Here is a 22,360-nt window from a genome sequence, read left to right on the forward strand (position 1 = left end):
ATCTTACGGGATGAATACAAGTTGCGAAGGTAGGCGTAGACTAAGATTTTGAGCAAATCCCGAGGATGATAGCTTGAGGTGCCACCGCCTTTATAGGTTCTTTCTATGGAGGTAATATCTATCTGGTCCAAAATGTTGTTGACGATACGTACAGGATGGTGCTCTGGAACAAGATCATCATAACTGGGTGGAAGAAGACTCAATTGTGCCTGACTGTTGGTCTTCCATACAACTTTTCTTTTCATACCTTAAGATACGAAAAACAGGACTTTTCTTAAAATATAAAGCACAAAAAAGAGGCTGCCTTTTTAGACAGCCTCTTTTAATGTTACTGTAATTCCGACTGGCGGGCCTGCGATTTTAAAAATGCGAAGAGATCCATAACTTCTTGTTCGTTTAATCGGTTTAACAAAGCGGGCATCATGGCAGATCTTTTGGAGGCTTGCCTTGATTTAATATCGCTTTTCTTCAATTTTAATAATTGTTTTGGATTTAAGGGATTTTCATTGATAGTAAGGGTATCTGAAGTTTCGTTGATTAATCTGCCCCAATGCTCCTTATCATTATTCATAGTTATTTCTATAGCCTCATATTGATCAGAGATGGTTTTATTTGGAAAAACAATGGCTTCTGCAATGTCCTTGGCAGAAAACCTATTGGTTATTTGAGTAAGATCTGGGCCTACGCTAGAACCACTGCCTTGGAGGCTATGACAACTGTTACAGAGCACTGCCTTATACATTTGAGCCCCATTTTCAACATTTCCTTGGTCTGCTGCATTGTTGTAAAGCGCAACGATTTCATCAACAGAATAATTTTTTCCTGGACCTTTAGGATGGGGTAGGCTAGCCAGATCGGTTCCGCTAACTTGTATTAGCTCTTCTCCAGATAAGGCTAACAAATTTTCATGTTCACTTTTAGGCATATTAGTTAGGGCCTGTTCTCTTATTTTAAGCAGGAATCCCGTATAACTTTCCCCGCCATTAGCCGCAAATAGTTTTGCAAATGTGGTGAAATATTTCTCCCTAAGTTCCTTGTTCCAACCCTTACTAGCATAACTAAGGGCTTTTGCATAATGGATAAGTTCTGAAGGTGGGGTATTGCTTTTCATTCTTTCAATAGTTCCGCCATATTGTTCGCTTCTTCCCGTAACTTCCTCTTTAATAACTGGGAAGTTCTCATTGGTATTGGCAATATCGTCTAGCATGGCTATAGTTTTTTCTACTACTTCAGGGTCGTCCAAATAGGCCAACAGTTGAACCATCTCCCTATTTACCTGATGGTTAGAAGAAGGGTAGTGGGGACTTAAATTTTTTAGTAGTTTAAGCTTGCTTTCTGAGTTAAATTCCCCACGAATAAATAATAGATTGTATGCTCGGATAACATCGGTTTTTTGATTTTCGGATAAGTCAGTAAAGCTTATTGCCCCTAATTTATCAAATGTTAATTGCTGTAATTCTTTGTTGCCTATCCTAGCAGATGCTATGGCGGATTGTAGTATTACGTCTGGGTTATTCTCAGTAGTTAGGTTCGTCTTTATTATTTCTGGTGCTATATATTCCAGTGCCACCCTTGCTGCATATCTTATACGTTGGTCTGAATGCTTATGGGAAGACCAAATAAGATCTACATCGGCTGGTGATCCCATGGCAAAGGACTCCAATTTTCTTCTTAATTGTTGTTCTTCTGTAATTACAGACTCCGTCTGTTTGGCTTTCTTATTATTTTTAGAGTGGTATACGCGATAGAGTCCAGATTCTAATCGCCTTCCACCTGTTAAAAAATACATAGCGCCATCATCCCCAGCAATTCCATCTGTAAGGGGGAGGGAGGCGCCGGCTAGAAACTCTTCTTTTTCTGCCCTATAACTTGCTCCCTCTGGAATTAATGAAACATAGTACATGGTGCCAAAACTCCAATCGAATACAAAAAGTCCATCCTTATAGTGTTCGGGAAAATTTAACGTATGTCCTGCAATTACTCCTGTGGGAGATCCTTGACCTATATCCAAAATTCCGGGAACATTATCTGGATAGTAAGCCGGCCATTTCCCAGAGCCTGTACGCCATCCAAATTCCGAGCCGTTTGTTATATGGCACACGCGAATGGGCCTATACCAAGGAGAGCCCATATCCCATTCCATATCGGAGTCAAAAGTAAAAAGCTCACCATCTTTATTAAAGGCGAGATCATAGGCATTTCTAAAACCTGTAGCAATAACGGTTAGTTCTTTTCCATCTTTATCCGTTCTTGCAACCCATCCCCCTGGGGCTAAAACATCATTGGCATGACCTCTAGGGTCCTTTATGGCATCAAAGAGCTGGTCTTCATCCCATACAGGTTTTTGGACCGAATTAAAGGATTTTGGCAGAAGGGTGTGGTTTCCACCGGCCATATAGAGGTAACCATCTGGTCCCAGAACAATTCCATGTGGACCATGTTCGCCACGGCCTACAAACTGCTGTAAAAAATCTACATGATCCAGAACACCATCCCCATCGGAGTCGGTAACCTTGTACAATCCGCTTTCTTCTTGCTTATCCGAGTTGGTCATTACATACAAACTTTCATAGGCCCATAATAATCCGTGGGCATTGCCAATATTTATAGGTATGGAATCTACTTTTATCGGTGTTTTAGATCCTATTTTGGGCACTTCAATGTAGTAGAGTGCTCCATATTGATCCGAAGCAATTAATCTTCCTTTGTTATCCTTGGTTATTGATACCCATGATCCTTGCTCATTGTCGCTGGGACTATATAATTTTTCTACTATAAATCCGTCTTGTACATGAATATTAGGGTCAGATTGGACTGGGGTTTTACACCCCAAAATCAATAAAAATAGAAATAAGGGAATAGAGGCTACTTTATTCATTGGTGCATGGTTAATTGGTTAGGTTATTATTGAAGTAAAAAAATGTATGGCAAGAATAAGAAATTTTTAGATATTACAATTTAAGAATATTTATACATGTTGGTCTCTAAGAATGGTGTTTCCATCTGGGTCAACAACAACAATGCTGGCAGGGCCGATCGAGTGTTTACCTGTCTTTTGTGCTAAAGGGATTCCTTTCTTTTCTAGGTCTTTTTCAATTTCCCTCACGTCGGTAAAAGTATCTAACTTGGAGGCATTTTCATCCCAGCCTGGATTAAAGGTCAATATTTTGTTTTCTAACATCCCCTGGAATAATCCAATGAGTGAGTTCCCATTTTTCATTATTAGATAATTTTCATCCAATTCGCCGACAAATACCGAAGATCCCAAATTTTCATAAAATAATTTGGAAGCAGTAATGTCCTTGACACTTAGACTTACCGAAAATGCACCTAATTCCATATGTTGTTTTTACAATCAAAAAAACTAAGTTACGGATTTTTTAAGTTATGGATTTGACAAATTTTTGTTTATCAATCGCTAACTATTAAAAGTAAGGTGTAATTTATTTATTTGGATCATTTTTCGGTGAAATTTAGAAGGCTCGTTGATTAATCCCGATACTGAATTTCAAATCGCAATATAACAGGGCATTGGCGCCTTTAGATGGACTTTTTTACTAAATCGTTACAAAATCAACGCTTGGATTAATTTGAATTAATATATTTAGAATGAGTACAATTTGTCTTAATTTACTTGGAATGTAATATTAGTAGGTAGAAGTCATATCACTATCTACACATATAATGAAATCTGCTTTCTGGTGGTTTTCGGGCAACAGCTTCTTTAGATTTTCTTGGGATACAGTACTTATGGTAACATAGTTTAAATTAGCCTTATCTCTTTTAAGATACCAAAGGATACCTTCGTAGAAGTCGGAATGATAGGCGCCATTGAAATGTAAAAAAAGATGGTTATTCTTATAATTTTTTAATATAAAATGGGCCATGGTAGCATCTTTTATGGCCTGTGCCATTACTAATTCGGGGCTTCCGTGATCTCCCATCATAGATAGTATGTTTTTGTAGGTAGGTAATTCGCTATCAAAAGGGATGGGAAGGGGTGCAATCCATTCTTTCTCTTCTGTATTAAGGGATTCTAGAATAGAAAAACCATTTTTATAAACGAGGTTTGCATATTTTCTTGGGATATTGGTAGCTATAAATGGCAATTTTTTCCTTTTGGCGAAATCTACCAGTGGGGCATAATCGGTTTTATAGTTGGGCCAGAGTCGCGCTAGGGTATCCAGACCTTTAAACGTAATTTCTTCGTTTAGATATTTGTTTAGGAGGATTTGGTTATCCGCTTCAAACATTTCAGCACCAAGGATTAGGAATCGTTGGCCGTTTAACTCCGCTGTTATTTTATATTGCAACCAATGCGCGATAGGATTATCGTGTAACTCACCGAAGAGCACAATATCTGCCTTAGCCAATTTTCGCATCATTCTATTATGAGAAACCTTCTTGCCCTTAGCATTAAAAAGTACATAGGGTTTAATTTGACTATAGATATTGCTACTAAATAGGAATAGGAAAAAGATGAATATTGTTCTAAACATACAATTCGGGGTTACATTAAAGGACGAAGTTCCATTTCCACAATGATGATAAACAGAGTAAGCTCGGTTTTAAACTTCGGTCACCATAATTTTCTATAAGGATAAAATTATGGAATATGTAGTATTAGGGGGATTCTTAATTTATTTTTTATAGGATTAAATTTCAGTAGCGTTTTCTAACATAGTTGGGATTAGTTCGCTAATAGTGGGATGAATATGCACGGCATCCCTAACTGTCCTGTAGGAGGCCCCTGCATACATTTGGTCGATTATGGTATGTATATATTCATCGGCACCTGTCCCAATAAAGCTTGCTCCTAATATGGTATCGGTATCAACTTCAATAAAAATTTTTAACTTACCTGTAGTTTCTCCCATTTCTTTGGCACGAGATATGTTTCTCATAGGAATCTCTGAAACTTTAGCTGTAAGACCCATCTTTAGGATATCTTTTTTATTCATCCCTACTCTTGCAAAAGGAGGATCAATAAACGCCGCATAACAAGTGAATCTATCCGAAAGAAAACGTTTCTGGTTTAGGAACAATTGGGAATTTACAATCTGAAAATCGTTATATGCGGTATGCGTAAAGGCACCTTTCCCATTACAGTCTCCCAAGGCCCAAATATGGTCTACGGAGGTCTTCAAGGTATCGTCTACCTGGATAAATCCATGGCGGTTAAGTTTTGCTCCAGTGTTTTTTATACCGAGATTATCTGTGTTGGGAGTTCGGCCGGTAGCCATAAGTAAATGGGTGGCCTTAAGTTTTTGGGTGATGGCATTGCAGTCGTAGGTTACCTCTATATAATCGTTAATTTTTCTGGCCCCAATACATTTAGATTGCAGTTTTACATCAACATCGCTGTCGCTCATAATCTCTAAAATAAGGGCAGAAATATCTTCATCTTCTTTTTTTAATAATTTATCTCCTTTTTCTATAATGGTAACCTTGCTGCCAAATCTTCTGAACATCTGCCCAAATTCTAACCCAATATATCCACCTCCTATTATTACCAAATGTTCTGGTATCTCCTCTAACTCTAATATACTCTCATTAGTAAGATATGGAACCTCATTGAAACCATCTGGAATACTCGGCCTTGCGCCCACATTTATAAAAAATTTAGAAGCGCTATACTGTTTGCTGTTCACTTCAATGGTATGGTTATCCATAAACTTTGCTTCCCCACGGATAAGGGTAATTTTCTTATCCTCGGTTAGCATTTTTTCCAAGCCCTTGCGAGATTCTTGGATAAGGGCATCTTTGCGCTGTTTTATTTTTTTCAGGTCGATGTGTACCTCGCCCTTAATTTCTATGCCTAGCGCACTACTATTCCCTGCAACATAGGCGCGTCTGGCTGAAGCCACGTATGCCTTGGTGGGTGTACAGCCAACATTGACGCAGGTACCGCCCAAATAATTTTTCTCAATGATGGCGACCTTCTTTCCATGTTCGGCCAGACTTTTGGCTAGGGGAGGTCCCGCTTGTCCGGCTCCAATAATAATTGCATCAAAATTCATAGCGTTTTATTTTTAATTTATGTCCACTCTAGACTACTAAATAGTCAGACTTATATCTAGTTCATTAGTAAGGGCTTGACTTTTAGAATAGCACCAACATCAATTGTAGTGCTTTATAGTGTTGACCACGGAGGTGGGGAACAATTTTAAGAATGGATTACGTCTAGGTAATAGGGAGTGTTGAACTTCTCTATAATCCAAAATGCAATAATTAATCGTCCACCTACTAGCTTAAAGTTAAGGAATTATTTTTAGTGGACTTTCTATTTCTTGTTGAAGTAGGGTCGTATGCTGATAGATCGTTTAAAAAGCTATGTATAATTAGACGAAATTGAGGATACTATAACGTCTTCTGAAAATCAGTAAACCTTTTTAGCAACTGGATTTATTATAAGAGCTTTCAGGAATCGAGGTAATCACTTAGATTTGTAGAACAAGAGGTATGGGAGGGAATAAATTTACGTAGTGCAGGAAACATGAGATGAGTTACCTTTTATTTATTTGTTGTAAGAAATGTAAAATATAATTGAAATGACAGAGCAAAATGATGAATCATTAAATAATAAAAGAATGAAACTTGCAGAGGGACTGTTGCTAAGGGCGGATCTAATGAAGAAAATAGAACATCTTCAAAATAGGATTAGACCAGTGCTAATTGTCTCTGACGATAAGCTTCCACAAGAGGATCCAAATAAATTACTGGCTCAATTAAGAAAGGCTATTCAGGATTTAGAATCCTTGGTTATAAGAATAAATAAAACTAATAATGTAACGATGGTAGAAGGGGAGGGGCTACTTATGGAAGCTCTTGCTAAAAGAGATTCTTTAAAAATGCTTTCTGAAAAGCTAAGGAATATACGGTTCGCTGCGCAAATAAATAATAGTGGGGATAGTAATCTTAAAACCACCCTAAATATCAAGAACTTGCAAGCAGAAATGGATCAAACAGGTAGAGCTTTTAGGGAAATTGATAGTAAGATCCAAGAAATTAATTGGCTCACAGAATTAAAAGATTAAGCCGTGAGGCGGAATGGTCGGGGCGAGTGCCAGCCCCTTTTTATGGTGTGGTTTTCGGGGTAAATAGAAAACGCTACCGCATAGAAGCTGCTTGGGTTGCAGCAAAAATGTATTGTTTAAGACCCATTACCGCTTACAACTTACAAATGTATATTGTAAAATTTACTACCGGGTACTGACCGATCATTCTTTTAATTTATATAAAATCTTACAGAAGTTAACCGCCTTACACAATTATCATCCTAACTAAATATAATTACAATTACCACCTAATGGCCTGATTATGAGTGTGTAGCAATAATTGTAATGGTTGGTTCCTTAAGTCAATATCTGTCTTTTTTATTATTTATTATTCATCAGGGATTGTGATTTGTTAACTATATTGCTGATAATTAAATCCAATTCTGATGCAGATGATAAAATGTGGTCTAGTAAGCCTATTTTTTCCTCTTCTAAAATTGAATCGTCCTTTATGATATGAATAAGGCCCATTAATCTGGCCAACGGAGCTCTTACCACATGGGACTGTGTCCATGCTATTTCCCTTAGTTTTTTGTTCTGTTCCTCTATATTAACGGCATGCTCCTGCAGTTCATTATTAAGTTTTCTTAACGAATCTTCATATTCCTTTCTATAGGTTATATCGGTCATTGAACCTACCACCCTAACTGGAACGCCTTCCTGATTTCTAATTACAGCACCTTTATCCCACACATAGGCAAACTCCCCTGATTGTTTTAAGAATCGATATTCCACTTCCCACTTATCTTTTTTGGGATCATTAATAGCTTGATTAAAAGATTCCATCACACGGTCTTTATCCTCTGGATGTAATAGACTAAACCAAGTGTTTTGGTTAATTGCATCAGGGCTTATATCATGTCCAAAAAGGAGTTTAAAACCTTCACTTAGGAATAAACTTTGTTTGGTAAAATCATAATCCCAAATAGCATCATTAGTAGCTTGAGATACTTTTTGAAACCGCTCATTGGACAACTCAATCTCTTTTTTGGCCGCAATACGTTCGTTTATGTCCTTGATAAATATGGATACACCATTATCGGAGGGATAGATATTTATTTCAAACCAGGTATCATTATCAGTGGAATACCCCTCAAAAGTTTGATTGATGCTATCCTGGGAAGAAGTAATTATCTTTTGAAAGAACTTTTGATCAGTGATATAGGAGAATACCTCTTCTATGGGATGGCTTAAAATAAGTGCTCTTTCTATTCCAAAAGATTTTTCTGCCTTTTGATTCCAATAGGAAACTATGCCCTCATTGGTCATGGATATAAAAGCGTCCCCAATACCTTCTAAGATTAGATTTTTCTCCTCACTTGTGGTCTTATAATCTAATTGAGTAATTTTAAGTTGATGGATATCCTGAAAACTACCATAGATTCTTATACATTGATCATTGATTATTTCTGGTTTCCCAAGAACCCTTACCCATCGTTCTTGTCCTTTCCCAGTTATAATGGGTAATTCCACATCAAAGGGTTCGCCTTGATGAAATGTTTTAAGGATTAGGTCTGAGAATTTTTTGGAACTAGTTTCATCCTTATAAAAACCAGTCAGGCTTTTCAGGCTAGGGACATAATCTCTATCTACTTCGTGTATGATTTTGGTCATCTCAGACCAATATACTGTAGCTTTATCAAAATGCATTTCCCAAGCTCCAATTCTTGCTTGGTTAGTAATATCCATAAGCAACTCCTCTAGTTGCTTTTTTTCTGTTATATCCGTTCCAACTGTATAAATGGTTCCTTTTTCTTGGGTGGGATTTGCTGTCCAGTTTATCCATTTTATTTTACCGTCTTTTGTTAGGTAACGGTTCTCAAAAGAACGTACGGCTTTCCCTTGTTTAAGTAGATTTAGTTGTCTTGTTGTTTTTAATTTATCCTCTGGATGCACAAAATCCATTGAATTCCTCCAAAGCATTTCCTCATCGGTATATCCCAAAAGTTGTTTTGTTGCTGGACTAATTTTTCGGAATTTTCCATCATCACCAATTTTACTTAAAATTGCTGGGGTAAACTTAAAAATTTCATCTAGCTCAATTTCTAATAGTCTTCGGTTGATCGCCGATCCTAAATAAGTTTGAATTTGTTTAAATAACCCTCCATAAAATAGGGGATTTTTGTAATTGTTTTCCATCCCCAGAACAAGTATTCCCTTCACTTTTCTATTGTGTAATAAGGGGATGCCAACTACTTCTTGACGGCAACTAAGTTTAGCAGTACCATTTTGATCAAAAATAAAATCATTTTCTAAACAACTCCATACCGCAATTTCTCCGATTTCCCATAGCGACCCAGGAAGTCCTTGTCCTAATTGAAAAGTTGTTGGAGCATAATCGAAAAACGATTTTTGATCAGGTGGATATTGGGCAGCAAGACTAATGGTTGTTTTATTGGAATCTGGCAACCAAATTTGTCCTGCCGTATAATTTATATTTTCAGTTAAATGTTTTAGTATTGAGGTTAAACAGGCTTCTAGTACCTCATCTTTATTGAACAAATCTCCAATATCGTTCAATATTTTTCTTTGTAATAGATAGTTTTTCCTTTCTGTAACATCTCGTTCTATTGATACCCAATGGGTATATCTGCCATTTTCATCCGCAACAGGATTCATGACAAAGTTCACCCAATAATCCTCACCTAATTTATTTTTACTCCTAATGGTCATATCAAAGGCGTCCCAACAGGCCATGGATGCTTCAAGTCTTTTTATATCCAATGGATCCACATTCGGACTTTTTAAAATGTAGGTGCTTTTTCCTAGGATTTCTTTTTCTGTATACCCCGTCATTTTAAGGAAAGCCTGATTTACATAAATAATCTTATGCCCTCCTTGTTTAAGAGCCACTGCTTCAGTTATCAATACCGCCTCTTTGGTATGGGTTATCACAGATTTTAATAACCTCAGTTGCTCTTCTTCCTTTTTTTTATCTGTAACATCTTGGACGGTACCCTCAAAATAGTCCGGTATATTATTACTGCCAAGAACAAAATATCCCAAACCATGAATCCATCTTAATGACCCATCAGGCAGTATAATTCTATAAGTAGCGTCATGTATCCAATTATCAGAATTTGAGAATGCTTCCATTCGTTGAAATTGGGTTCTGTCTTCTGGATGGATGGTAGCTAAAAAGTTATTGTAATTTAACTCGAATTCCCCTTTCTCTCTACCCCAAATGGTATATACCTCGTCTGACCAGGAAATTGTAAAACTTTTCAGGTCAAGCGAAAAGTAGCCAAGTTTAGCAATGGCAGCCGTCTCTATTAGTTTGCGTTCAGTTTGTTTTAGATCGTGTAAATAAAATTCTCTTTCTGAAACATCATTACAACTGACCAACATGCAGTCTCGATCATTAATCTTTATTTGGTGACCTACTATTTCTAGTTGTGATAATTTGCCATTTTTGCTCTGATGTGTAAATATTCCGTAGCTAATATTTCCATCCTTTGGAGCCGATTTTTTTACAGCTTCCAAAAATACAGGAACTTCAATATCTGGCTTAAGGCTCAATGCATGCATTCCAATTAACTCTTCCCTAGTATACCCAAAATGCGATACCATACTTTCATTAACATCTAGAATTTTATGCGTGCCGAGATCTAGAATATATTTTGGTAATGGATCTGAGTTGAAAAGGAAACGTCTGTTTTCTTGTGAGATCAGTAGATTATGAGCCATGGACATGCGCTCCGTAATGTCCTTTGCATTTACAACAATACCTTGTATTACGGAATCGTTAGATAAATTAATGACCAATACTTCTAACCATTTCCAACTCCCATCTTTATGTTTAAATCTAAAGGGTTTGGAAATAAAAGGCTCATTTTTATAAAATTTCACAAAATTATTATAGGTGGTTTCCCTATCATCTTCATGCACATAGTTGAAAACATCTTTTCCACTAATTTCTTCTAAGGAATAACCAAGGGGTAGTCCATTGCCCCCGCTGGCGTAATTAATTTGCCCATTGAGATCTATAATCAAATGCAAGTTATAGCCCGCTTGGATTACTGAGGTATACTTTGGGGATAAAAAATCTATTTGTTCATAGATCTTTTTTTGTGGAGTAATATCATGAATTTCACCTTCAATGATAGTAGGCGAGAAGTCTTCAGTGTCAGCTATTTTATTTGCTTTAATTTGAATCCAAATAAACTGGCCAGATTGCTGTAAAATCCTGATGTCAATAATATTAGCAGAGGGTTTTTTATTAATCCAGTTGTCCAGCACTGTGTTAAATTTATATTTATCCGAAGGGTGAATAAGATTTGTCCATTTATCAATTGAGTTTATCTCAAACTGATCTGAATTGTACCCAAGAAACGCTATAAAAGACGGTTTTATATAAAATTTGTCCGATTCAACTTCTAATTTCCAAGTCGTGGTACTACTTATAACAATTGCATCTACAACTGGAAAATCCCATAAATCGTTTGGATTTTCAACTTCTCCTATTGATTTTTGTTCCGTTTCTATCGCTAATAGGGATAGCGTATGGTCCATTAGGGTTTTTATTCCATCTACTTCTTTTGGACTTAGCACCTTGGAATGAAAATCCGAAATTAAGAATAGCCCTTCTATAATACCTAAAGGGTTTACTAAGGGTAATATGGCGATGAAGCTTGGATGGTTTTCCGGTAATTTAATTGTAGGTTCCTTGCTTTTTTTATATTCAGGGATGTTTTCAATGATACGCATTTCGTGGGAGCCAGTAGAAAGATATTCATTCAACAGATGCTCCATCGAGGTTGTTGCTTCTATAGAATTTGTCCCAAATGACTCCCTATTAGGGACTGCCAATAAAGCAATATTATTTAATTTAAGATCAAGTATTATTGAGGTTAGTTGACAAATCTCTTCATAAATCTTCTGGGGAAGTGCTAGCTTCTGATAGGAGGGGAGGAACAAAAGGATATCTTCAGACATTATGATTTGAGACTGATATTAAGGGGTATGTCATTTTTTAAAAAACATAAATTCTCCAAAATAAGTGAAATTAGGTTTTATAAATACGACAAAAAATCATCCCTAAGAAATTGACTTTTAATTTTTAAGAATAAACTTACAAAATACATAATTCATTGGATCAAAACTAATTATTAATTGTGGCCGATAAAATTTTTTTAACTCATTTAACGCCCTCAATTGACTCTAATATAATTTTCACTTTGTTTAGTGTAATGTGCTTAACAAAAAATTCTTGTCACAGATTTATAAAGCGTCTTACCAGCATTCCTTTACTATTTAAAATTAATGGTAATTTATATCTTAAGATTGTGAAAGGAAAACCTATGGAAATGTTGTGACTATGTAGCCATATTTGTTCTGAACAATGTTTTAATGACGCCTTGGAAGACTTATGTAGGAGAAGGAGTTAGGAAGCTAGGAATCAAAAAAGCCATAATAGTATTATCTACCATATAATATTATAATTAATATTATTCTGTAGTTTGAATATAAAATAGAAGCGCTACAATGTGAAGGAGCCATATTCAAAAGGACAATCTTAACATCTATAAATTGAAATTGCCATCAATAAGCATTTCTCTTTTGAAGTATTTAGTGGTGTAAATTATTATTATACCTGGGTCCAGCCAAAAATACTAGGCATTAACATATAAATTGAGGAAGAAATCCACTATACCTTATTCTACATATGATTAACCTTTTATTTAATTTGCTTATTAATCAAAAATGAGATTAACGGTATTTTTGGTTAAGGGTGTATTGCAAAAACCTTTAACTGTTGAGTAATGGTCTGCTTTATCTCGTTCCATTGTACTTATGAAGGAAGAAAGGAAATATATTTTTGTATTTTTTGCCTTTTCACTAATGGAATAGAATTGATCAAGAAATGTCCACCCATTGGTTCCTGGTTTATTCAGATCTATAAATATATAATCTGGAAACTCTTGGCCAATGTCATAGAAGTTGTTTAAAACATCCAAAGCTTCATTGGCAGTGTCACAAACAAAAATATCGCTGTCTGCTTGACTCTGTTGAATGGCGTACCTAGTTGCATATTGGGAAACTAGGTTATCGTCAATAATCATTATAGATTTTTTCATTTGGGGAAAACTTTTAAATACGATTACTAGATTTATTAATGTTAGAAATTAATTTAAAAATTCTCAAAAAAAAGTTGTGGAATACAGACTAACTTTTACTGATTTATTTAGTGGAATCTTAAAAGTTGGGTAGAAAGAATGGGGTGAGTAGGTTTTTGTAGGCATTGGTTTTTTATCTTGGTTGGTTTAATGTCCATCAATAACGGTAGGATACTTCAATTATTGCATGTTCAATAGGTGCTTTCTTACAGTCCAATACTATGGACTTTTACTTTTTAAAAAAACGGAACATTTTTGAAATATTTAGTCTAACCCTAATGAATAATTATGAAATGGGGTAGTAAATATTTTAATCATTTAATTGGTAAGTGCAAAGTCGACACACTTTGCACTTACCAATAACATTGCAACTTTTGGTTTATAACGGTTTTCTCCCACTAATTATATTATACAATATCACAATAACGGCAATAACCAAGAGAACGTGAATAAGACTATTGGTACCTATTCCTGGAAATACTCCTAAAATGCCCAAAAGCCAAACGATAATAAAAATTACAGCAACTAACCAAAGTAAACTTCTCATAATTATAGGTTTTAAAGGTTGAGTATTAAATATACAAAAGAATTTAAATGAATTACCGTTGGTTAGATAAATTGCTAATAAATAAGGCCATCCTTCTATGCCAAAAACTAGATCAGGGTCGAATTGTTTAAATGATTTTATCAACTATACCTCGCTAAAACACTATTAAATGCCTACAATCCTGTTGTTGTAATTGCGGAATAAAAGTGGTGAAGCTCACTAGTTACATTATAATTTTTATGACCTCCGCGAGGTCTGGGTTCAGGGCGTGGGTTGTGGCCCATAGGCTACCATCTTTCCCGAAGGTAATTCCAGTAAGGCCCATTATTCCAGTTGCAATTACCTGGACGTCTAATGTAGTAAGATCAATTGCACTAATGGTACCACCTGTACCTCCGCCAAGAACTTCAACTGCAAACCAGCTCTTCTCATCTAGTTCAGCTACGTAAAGTTTTCCATCTGCGCTAAATGTTAAATCAATTATGGAGGTAAAACCACCATCAAATAGTTTCATGCAATCTGGACTTGTAGCACAATCTGCACCAGTCGCATTAGGCGCTATCCGCCAGATATTAGATTCTCCTGCTGGGGCTGGAAAACCCTTGAGTTCGCCAACATAATAATATCCATCTGGCCCTACAACTACGCTGGTAGGCACAGCTTGAGCAGACATCTCAGGAGTATTGCAAATGAATGCAAAGTCCGGATTGGGGCAACCTACGAGGTGCTGTAAATTGGAGGTCGACACCATTTCATTTGGAAAAAGTGCAATAACCCTAATATTTCCTTGGTTATCTATTCGAAGCAGGTCGTTTCCACCTGCATCTGTAACTAATGTAGCATTACCTCCAAGGGATGCTAGCCCAAATGGGTTGGAGTCTACGCCCTGACCATCTGGATCGTTGGCCTCTTCAAAAGCGAACAAATCGGCAACGAGTTTTCTGTTACCTTTTGAAATTCGATGCAACCCCTGTCCCGAATTGGTAGTAGGACCCGCTTCTCCTGCTCCAGTGACTGCCCACATAGCGCCTGTTCCGATAGGGGCAATGTCTGTAATACCCGGTAAAGGTGTGGTTGTAGTTCCTGTAGTGTTGGCTACCCCAGCACCACCATCTGCCACCAGAATATTGCCATTAGGAGCGGTTGCAAGCCCAAAAAGTGGGGTAGTGAACCTCTCGGTATCAGCAAGACTCGCGGCCTTCGCTTTGCCATTGACTATTTCATTGCTTAAAGGGAGCTCCGGGGTTACCGATTCCTTACTACATCCTACTAAAAATAGAAAAAGTAGGAATAGGATACTGTAAATAGATAGATTCTTCATAATTACATTTTTTAAGTAAATGAAAATTAAAAGGGAATTAATTCAATCAAGCTTTATAAAGGGGCAGCAAGTAACAATCACCTTCTGTAAGGTATAATTTTTAGATTGTAGGGGAAGTGAATCACGCGGCTATAACAACGATCTACACGTTGATTATCAGTTGCTTATAAAAGTATTGATTTTAAATGAGACCACAATTATAAATTCCTATAAATTTTACAGGCTTGTAATCCTAATCAAGTACATTAGTTATCTCTTAATAGCGATTTCTTGTTTTGGTTGTAAATATAACAGCGCAATAGCATCTTATAACAATTAAAAAACTCACGTATTGTAAAGCTATTGCGACTTGTTGAAGTGCTTAATAGTGAATAGCCGCTATATTAAAAATACTGGTTTTGCGTAATTAGGGTTGTAAAAAGGGAGACAATAAGAGAGAAATAAGGGAGGATAGATTTTTTTTAAACTATTTATAAGCCTGAATCATAAAAAAAGAGGTAGGAAATTAATCCTGACCTCTTTCATAAACTAACTCAAACTAATTCAATTTTACATTTTTTTAATATCCTGAATTTTGTGTGATCAACGGATTACCGTCTTCATCCGTTCCTCCAAGATCCACTTGGGATTGTGGGATAGGAAAATATTCATGTTTACCATTAATAAAATTGACTCCATTGAGATAAGGACGTATTTCTTTTTCTGTAGCTACATAGCTATTTATAACTTGTTCTGCTATGCCCCAACGTACAAGGTCAAAGAAACGGTGACCTTCATGGGCAAATTCTAATCTTCTTTCCATTCTTAGGGCTGTCATCGCTTCATTAGCATCTGCAAAAACAGGATATTCTTCTATGGAGTACTTTGCTGCCGTAGCACTGCCATCCAATGTCATTACCTTGTTGCCATCTCTTGCTCTTTTCCTTATATTATTTATTATGGTTCTGGCGCCTTCAATATCATCTGTGTGTATTAGCGCTTCTGCCCTCCACAATAATACATCGGCATAACGAATAATATAATAGTTCAATGCATTCACATAAGGCCAAACTGTAAGGTGGTGAGGCGAATTGGCAGACATTATTCTTTTCTTAGGTCCATATGGGCCATAGGTAGCTAAATCTCGAGCCCAATCAGCTTGGTAGAGAATTCCTAAGTCTTTATATGGGATGCCGGGACGGCCCAGGGTAAAATCAATTCGAGGGTCAACATTATCACTCATTGTCAATTGCGAATTGTCCATAGTAGGCAAACCAGCACTATTGGTCTTATAGGCATTTACCAAGTTTTGTGTTGGTCGAAGAAATCCATAAGCGGAATATCTAGGTCCTCCAGGTGCAAGTAATCGATCCCCTATGGATCCGTTGTAATTGCTAGGATTACCGTCATTAATGGACTGCTGTATACTGAAAACTATTTCAGGGCCATTATCATTTTCGGGAAGAAAAACATCCTCAAAGTTTTCCATTAAACTATAGCCTCCATTCAGCATCACATCTTCAGTGGAAGTCAGTACCTGTTCCCATTTTCCTTGAAATAGATAAACCTTGGCCAAATAAGCCATTGCAGCATATTTTGTAGGCCTTCCTTTCTGGGATTGTGTCGCTGGCAAAACGGCGTATGCATCATTGAAGTCGGTCTCAATCTTACCCCAAACCTGTTCATTGGATAGAACGGTGTTAGAAACTTTAAAATCGGTCAATGACGTGGCATTCTCATCCAAAAAAGGTATTCTGTTATAAATCTTTTTAAGCTCAAAATAAAAATGACCTCTTAAAAATTTCATTTCGGCTAATCGTTGTTGTTTTAAATCAGACGAAATATCCTCAGTTTCATTTAATATTCCAATGGCTATATTTGTTCGTCTAACCCCTTCGTACAATGCCTTCCATTTTCTTTCAATATCGATTAATGATGGATTGGTACTAAAGATCTCCATTTGGTGAATATTGTTCTGATCCCCTGTACCGCCACCACCTTTATAGGCATCATCGGATACTACATCTCCAAAACTCCAGTTAGAGGCAGGAGAATTAAATGCATTACTTGCATTATCTATTTGTCCATTTAAAATACTATAAGCTCCTACTATTAGGGATTCAAGATTTTCTTCTTTAGAAATTTGTTCTTGGGTTAATTGACCATAGGGATCTTTTTCCAAAAATTCTGATGAGCACGAAACTAGTAGTATTGTTAGTGTAAAATATATTATCTGTTTCATTTTGATATTTTTTTATAATTAAAAAGCAATATTTAGACCCAAAGTGACAGTTCGTGATGGTGGGTAAATAGCACGATCCACTCCAATATCCAGGTTACGGTCGTCAGATGAATAATTCTGCAAGCCAATTTCCGGATCAATACCATCATAACCGGTAATGGTAAATACGTTCTGTAGGTTAACATATAAACGGAATTTGCTCAAAGAAAAGTTTTCGATTAGCTGTGGGTTAAAGTTGTACCCCAATTGCAATGTTTGAAGCTTTACAAAAGTCCCGTCCTTAACATAATAGCTAGATGGTCTAATATTATTGTTTGGATCGTTCAATGATAGTCGTGGTATGGATGAACCTGAATTAGAAGGTGTCCAAGCGTCTGCAATTCTTGAATGTTTATTGTAGGATGATAAGTTGTAGAAATCAGAATAATATCTGGTAAGGTCATAAACATCATTACCAAAAGAGGATCTAAAGAAGGCCGTTAGGTCAAAATTCTTATACTCAAAATTAAGATTGAGATTAAGGCTGAAATCTGGGTGTGGGTTTCCAATAAACGCCCGGTCTTTATCATCAATTACATTATCATTATTAATATCCTTGAATCTGATGTCGCCAGGGGATGTTGACGCATTCTGAAAGGAGTGAGCATCAATTTCTGATTGATCTTGAAAAATACCATCAGCTACCCATCCATAAAAGGATGCAATAGGTTGGCCTACTGCTGTTCTAGAGACTTCTTGATCAAAATTGTTGCTGTGCAGTGTTACTGCATCTATTCCAACAAAGTCTACCCCTTCTTTCAAGGAAGTAAGTTTGTTACGAATAACAGACATATTTAACCCTGCGGAAAATTGAAGTTCTCTATCGTAATCATTTCGGTAATTGGCTCCTAACTCAAAACCTTTATTGTTCATTGCTCCAACATTGTCCCATACAGAGCTATTGGTACCTCCAGATATGGGTGCCAGTTGACGTTCTAGTAGAAGATCTTCAGTAGTCTTACTAAAATAATCCAAAGTAAAATCCAATCTGTTGGACATAATCCCAAGATCTATACCTATATTATACTGTTCCGTAGTCTCCCATTTTAAATCTGGGTTACTGTTCCTAGATAATATATATCCGTTAAAAACGCTGTTTTGAGCACCATCAATAGCGTAATTAGAATTAAAAGCATTACTAAAATAACCGCTAGAAGTAACATAAGGTGGAATATCTTGATTCCCATTTTGTCCCCATCCTAGCCTAAGTTTTAAGCTATTTACCAGTTCACTCTTATAAAAGGCTTCGTTTGAAATTTTCCAACCCAAGGAGGCAGCTGAAAAGGTACCCCATTTGTTATTGGCCAGTTTAGAGGTACCATCTCTTCTAATGGTATAAGAAGCTAAATAACGGTCGTCATAACTATAATTTGCTTTTCCGAAGTAGGAAACCAATGAATTTTCAAATTTCATATTGGTATTTTGCTGCGTACCGGAATCCCCCGCATTTAAAACTTGAAAATTGGGATCGTTACCAGGAAAACCTTGACGGAATGCGGATAAGGTCTCTAAACTAGATTCTATACTTTCATAACCCCCTAATAGATTAAGGTTATGTTTATCATTAAAGGTGGTATCGTAATTTAACGTATTCGTAAAAGTCCATTCCAATAAATTCTGTTCCGACTTAGTTAAATCGGCCAAAACTCTTTGTACATTGGGTTCAGTGAAAGTAGGATTAAAATTGGTGCCCGAGAAGTTACTTATCGTTAAGCCATAATTAGTTTTAAATTTAAGTCCCTTGGCGAGTTGGATTTCTGCAAATACATTTCCAAAAAGACGCAATGTTTTATCCTCATTATTTCTATTTCTTGTTAACGCGCCTAACGGATTTTGAATATCGTCTAGAGGGTAACCTGTAAATTCTCCATTTATATTATAAATAGGAGCAATAGAGGGCATTAGGAATGCACCATAAATGGGGCTTCCTAAAAGTGAATTGGTATTAACATCTGTATTATTGGAAAAAGACAGGGAAAAATTTTCTCCGACAGTAACCATACTTCCTAACTTAAAGTTGATGTTAGCCCTGAAAGTATACCGGTCAAACCCAGTATCCTTTAAAATTCCATCTTGTTTGTAATACCCTACAGAGAAAAAACTGTTTGAGGCTTCGGTGCCACTGGAAAAGGAAATATTATGAGAAGTCACTAAAGCTGTATTGAATAAAGCCCCTAACCAATCTGTATCTGCTGAAGGAATGGTATTTTGTGCATCAAGAAAAGCAGGTATTACCGGTGTGCTACCAGAACCGTATATATCATTGGAAGGTGTAATGCCATCGTTGGCAAATGCTTGCCAAAGCCCTTCACCATACTGTGCGGCACTGGCTAATTTAGGTAATTTCACAACGGTCATAGCACCTGCATAACCATCATACGCAATTTTAACTTTGCCATCTTGACCTTTTTTGGTGGTTATTACTACAACGCCATTTGCGGCCCTAGAACCGTATATGGAAGCAGAAGATGCATCCTTAAGAACCTGCAACGACTCTATATCGTTTGGGTTTATTAAGTTGATTCCAGTAGTTGTAGGTACACCGTCAATAACGTAGAGAGGATCATTGTTTCTTATGGTACTAAAACCTCTAATTCTTATAGCCGCATTCCCTCCTGGAGAATTGGAGCTTAGAACTTCTACCCCTGCAGACCTACCTTGCACTATCTCGTTGACACTTCCTAGAGGTTGGTCTGTCATTTCGTCAATTTTAACTATGGAAACGGCACCTGTAAGATCGCTCTTTCTTTCTGAGGTATACCCTGTAACAATCACTTCATCCAGTTTTGCAGAGTCTTCCTGAAGTACAATATTTAATTGCTCAAGGCCTGCAACAGGTTGTTCTTTAGTTATAAATCCAATAAAGGAAATGACTAAAATGGGATCCTCGCTTCGCACATTTATGGAGAAATTTCCATCAAAATCTGCAATAACGCCATTTGTAGTGCCTTTTTCAACAATGTTAGCTCCAGAAAGAGGAGTACCCGTATCGTCCGTAACCTGGCCAGTAACAACCATCTGTTGATGGACTGACGGCTGGATTCTAAATCCGTCTATAGGTTCATTATGCAATTCAAGCGCTGTTCTAGTAAAATTTAAATGGGTTGCATTGGCCTGTATGGTAAATACTACCATTAACATTAACATTAAACTACTTCCTATCTTGAATTTAAATTCAAGAGGTGGATAGGACCTTCTTTTTTGATTGTTTCTCATATCTTTAAAATAATAACTGTGGTTATATAATTGTTTTAATCCCATTGTAATTTCGGGATAGGGTAATTAGAATTGTTTTTAGATTTCCATATTATAGATGTATAAGTGAATTTATAGTGAAGTTAGATTTTTAGAGCTGAATTTATAAAAGGAATGGTTATTCATTATAACTTATAATCACTGCTTTCCATTCTTCCTCAATTGAAGTCGGCTTTTACGGACTTTATCCTTTTGCGATTAATAGACTTCATGCGATTTATAAAAATAACTCTTTTTTTAACTTTAAAATTAAAGAATCGGATGTGAGTTTGTTAAATAATTATATTTTTATTCTTTCAGGATGAAAAAGTAGTGAGAGATTTCTTTATAGGTTAAATTCTAAACATATTCGAGAATTTTTTTATTGTTAATATGTGGCAATAATAGCCAGTTAAATAACGCTAGGAGTTAAGCTAATATTAAGTGCATATTAATCAATTGCGGGTTCCTACAGTTTCTTAATAGATATAATGCATACGGATTATAAGTGTAGCTTACTTTTACTGTTGTTCTGAATTAACTTCAATATTAAATTATTATTATTATAATGAATCGTAAAGTGAAGAAATTCAGTTTGTTAAGTTTTATCTTTGTTCTTTCGGTACAATGTGCAGTTAGGAATTCAACCAACCCGAGGTCGGAAGTGAAACCTGAAAGTGCTATAATAGGTATCCATGATAAACCGAAAATTTTAGGAGATAGTTCGCTTGGGGTGCGTAAAATAAAAGATATTGTTATTTACAGGGACTCTTTGTTTTATTCCACGTTCCCTTCTGTAATAACTCGTCCTAACGGAGAAGTACTGGTGTCATTTAGGCGAGCGCCAGATCGTAAAATATTTGGGGAATCGGGCTCCAATCATGTTGATCCAAATAGTTATTTAGTTTCAGTTAGGTCCAATGATAATGGAGAAACATGGACAGAAAACCCTGAGTTAATTTATTCCCATCCATTTGGAGGGTCCCAGGATCCCTGTCTTCTACAGTTAAAGGACGGCACTCTTCTTTGTACAAGTTACGGTTGGGCTTTTCTTAATACAGAAGGTATGGCCAATTTAAAGCTACCTAATTTCGTTAGTTCAGATGCTACTTTCTTAGGAGGATATCTGGTTCGTTCCTTTGATGGGGGAAAAACATGGGGAGATGTTATTTATCCTCCTCATATAGAACCGGAAATTCTAAATGATGCATTTGGTGCTCCGGTGGCAGCCTATAATAGAGGAGCACTATATGAGGCAAACGATGGGAGGATTTTATGGATAGTAGCGGCCCACGATATGCCCAATAAAACATCAAACCATCTGATCACCTCAGACGATAAGGGATTAACTTGGGATTATGTTTCTCCAGTAGCTGTAGACAGCAGGGTGTCTTTTAATGAGGCCTCTATTATTGAAACTCCAAAGGGTGATCTCATAGGCTTTTTAAGAACAGCTGATTTTGAAGACCAAGCGGTGATTTCGCGTTCTACAGATGGAGGTAAAACCTTTAAATGGGAATCTATGGGTTTCCAAGGCCACCCTTTAAATGCATTGCAATTAAAGGATAATAGGGTGTTACTTACTTATGGCTACCGCCATAAACCCTATGGAATACGGGCTCGTATTTTGAATGCCGAATGCACCAATTTTGCAACTGCTCCTGAGATAGTGATTCGGAAAGATGGTGGATCTAGCGATATCGGTTATACCTGGCCAACTCAATTAGATGATGGGAGCGTTTTGGTAGTGTACTATTTTAATTTAGAAAATGGTAGCCGTCATATTGCTGGTACTATTTTGGATATTCAAAATAAATAAAATAG

13 protein-coding genes are annotated in these 22,360 nt (G+C 36.5%); 2 read left to right on the forward strand and 11 right to left on the reverse strand.

The genetic code is table 11. The features are described from left to right. The 5 genes from G466_RS0115070 to G466_RS0115090 all read right to left on the reverse strand — a co-directional run. Positions 1 to 245: transposase (locus G466_RS0115070; RefSeq protein ID WP_026814410.1), on the reverse strand; the 245-nt coding region annotated here is incomplete at its 3' end. Between the two features lie 83 nt (positions 246 to 328). Then, on the reverse strand, positions 329 to 2,878 hold the full coding sequence (locus G466_RS22200) for a c-type cytochrome (protein ID WP_034235857.1): 2,550 nt from the start codon (positions 2,876 to 2,878) through the stop codon (positions 329 to 331). Between the two features lie 90 nt (positions 2,879 to 2,968). Beyond that, positions 2,969 to 3,340 carry a VOC family protein gene (locus G466_RS0115080; RefSeq protein WP_026814411.1) on the reverse strand — a complete coding sequence of 124 codons (372 nt, stop codon included), beginning with the start codon at positions 3,338 to 3,340 and terminating at the stop codon, positions 2,969 to 2,971. 307 nt (positions 3,341 to 3,647) lie between these two features. Next, the gene (locus G466_RS0115085) at positions 3,648 to 4,499 is read right to left on the reverse strand and encodes a ChaN family lipoprotein (RefSeq protein WP_026814412.1); all 852 of its coding nucleotides are present in this window, start codon (positions 4,497 to 4,499) and stop codon (positions 3,648 to 3,650) included. Between the two features lie 156 nt (positions 4,500 to 4,655). Further along, the gene (locus G466_RS0115090) at positions 4,656 to 6,020 is read right to left on the reverse strand and encodes a mercuric reductase (RefSeq protein ID WP_026814413.1); all 1,365 of its coding nucleotides are present in this window, start codon (positions 6,018 to 6,020) and stop codon (positions 4,656 to 4,658) included. 531 nt (positions 6,021 to 6,551) lie between these two features. Between G466_RS0115090 and G466_RS0115095 the strand changes: the two genes are divergently transcribed. Next, positions 6,552 to 7,037 carry a DIP1984 family protein gene (locus tag G466_RS0115095; protein ID WP_084418869.1) on the forward strand — a complete coding sequence of 162 codons (486 nt, stop codon included), beginning with the start codon at positions 6,552 to 6,554 and terminating at the stop codon, positions 7,035 to 7,037. 342 nt (positions 7,038 to 7,379) lie between these two features. Here the strand turns inward: G466_RS0115095 and G466_RS0115105 are convergent, their stop codons facing one another. The 6 genes from G466_RS0115105 to G466_RS0115130 form a co-directional block, all read right to left on the reverse strand. Further along, positions 7,380 to 11,993: a PAS domain-containing protein gene (locus tag G466_RS0115105; protein ID WP_026814416.1), complete on the reverse strand. Its 4,614-nt coding sequence runs from the start codon at positions 11,991 to 11,993 to the stop codon at positions 7,380 to 7,382. Positions 11,994 to 12,751: 758 nt separating this feature from the next. Further along, positions 12,752 to 13,135, reverse strand: a complete 384-nt coding sequence (locus tag G466_RS22205) for a response regulator (RefSeq protein WP_034235860.1) — start codon at positions 13,133 to 13,135, stop codon at positions 12,752 to 12,754. 418 nt (positions 13,136 to 13,553) lie between these two features. Then, on the reverse strand, positions 13,554 to 13,721 hold the full coding sequence (locus G466_RS23920) for a lmo0937 family membrane protein (RefSeq protein ID WP_026814417.1): 168 nt from the start codon (positions 13,719 to 13,721) through the stop codon (positions 13,554 to 13,556). A 223-nt stretch (positions 13,722 to 13,944) separates the two neighbouring features. Then, complete coding sequence (locus G466_RS23245) at positions 13,945 to 15,042, reverse strand: ScyD/ScyE family protein (protein WP_026814418.1); 1,098 nt, start codon at positions 15,040 to 15,042, stop codon at positions 13,945 to 13,947. A gap of 559 nt (positions 15,043 to 15,601) precedes the next feature. Then, positions 15,602 to 17,263: a RagB/SusD family nutrient uptake outer membrane protein gene (locus G466_RS0115125; protein WP_026814419.1), complete on the reverse strand. Its 1,662-nt coding sequence runs from the start codon at positions 17,261 to 17,263 to the stop codon at positions 15,602 to 15,604. An 18-nt stretch (positions 17,264 to 17,281) separates the two neighbouring features. Continuing rightward, positions 17,282 to 20,518 carry a SusC/RagA family TonB-linked outer membrane protein gene (locus G466_RS0115130; protein ID WP_026814420.1) on the reverse strand — a complete coding sequence of 1,079 codons (3,237 nt, stop codon included), beginning with the start codon at positions 20,516 to 20,518 and terminating at the stop codon, positions 17,282 to 17,284. Between the two features lie 586 nt (positions 20,519 to 21,104). Here G466_RS0115130 and G466_RS0115135 point away from each other — a divergent pair. After that, the gene (locus tag G466_RS0115135; RefSeq protein ID WP_084418872.1) at positions 21,105 to 22,355 is read left to right on the forward strand and encodes a sialidase family protein; all 1,251 of its coding nucleotides are present in this window, start codon (positions 21,105 to 21,107) and stop codon (positions 22,353 to 22,355) included. The last annotated feature ends 5 nt before the right edge of the window (positions 22,356 to 22,360 follow it).

The sequence above is a fragment of the Arenibacter certesii DSM 19833 genome, from assembly GCF_000429545.1.
GTDB lineage: Bacteria > Bacteroidota > Bacteroidia > Flavobacteriales > Flavobacteriaceae > Arenibacter > Arenibacter certesii.